Origin of the sequence: Mesorhizobium sp. M4B.F.Ca.ET.089.01.1.1, assembly GCF_004022605.1 — a bacterium.
GTDB classification, from domain to species: Bacteria; Pseudomonadota; Alphaproteobacteria; order Rhizobiales; family Rhizobiaceae; genus Mesorhizobium; species Mesorhizobium abyssinicae.
In genome coordinates this window covers 1-697 of sequence record NZ_RZOS01001116.1, presented here as the reverse complement: position 1 = coordinate 697, position 697 = coordinate 1, and the positions used below count along the sequence as shown (strand labels likewise).

Genomic DNA, 697 nt, shown 5'->3' with positions numbered 1-697 from the left:
GGCGCGTAATGTTTCTTCAAGGATGTCGAGTGCTTCGGCAAATACTGTGTCTTCGATAGTAATCGGGGCGAGGAAGCGGATGACGTTTCCGTAAACGCCACAGATCAGGAGGATGAGGCCCCTGTCGAGCGCCTTCTCGCGGACACTGTTCGTGAATTCTGCACTAGGTTTTCTTGAGCCGGGCACCGTGAACTCGATCGCATTCATGAGACCCAGGCCACGGATGTCGGCGATCTGCGGAACGACATCCTTCAGCGATTGCAGCCGCCTTTTCAGGCGTACGCCGAGTAGTTCGGCGCGGTGGCACAAATCCTCTTCTTCGATCACGTCGAGGACAGCATTTCCGGCGGCGATGCCGATCGGGCTGCCACCATAAGTGCCACCTAGGCCGCCCGGTCCCGGTGCATCCATAATCTCCGCCCGACCGGTGACAGCTGCTATAGGGAAGCCGCCGCCGAGACCCTTGGCCATAGTGGTGATGTCCGGAAAGACACCGAAGTGCTCCATGGCGAAGAGCTTACCGGTGCGGGCAAAGCCGGTCTGTACTTCGTCTGCGATCAACAGGATGCCGTGTTTGTCAGCGATTGCGCGCAGCTGATCCATGAAGGCAGACGGCACTTCATAAAAGCCGCCTTCGCCTTGCACTGGTTCTACGATAAACGCAGCGACGCGGCCAGGATCAATATCAGCCTTGAAA

General features: G+C 57.8%; 1 protein-coding gene. It reads right to left on the bottom strand.

The window, feature by feature from the left end; genetic code table 11:
• Nucleotides 1–697 (bottom strand): aminotransferase class III-fold pyridoxal phosphate-dependent enzyme (locus EN780_RS36355; protein ID WP_128276603.1); only part of this gene is annotated, 697 nt, incomplete at both ends.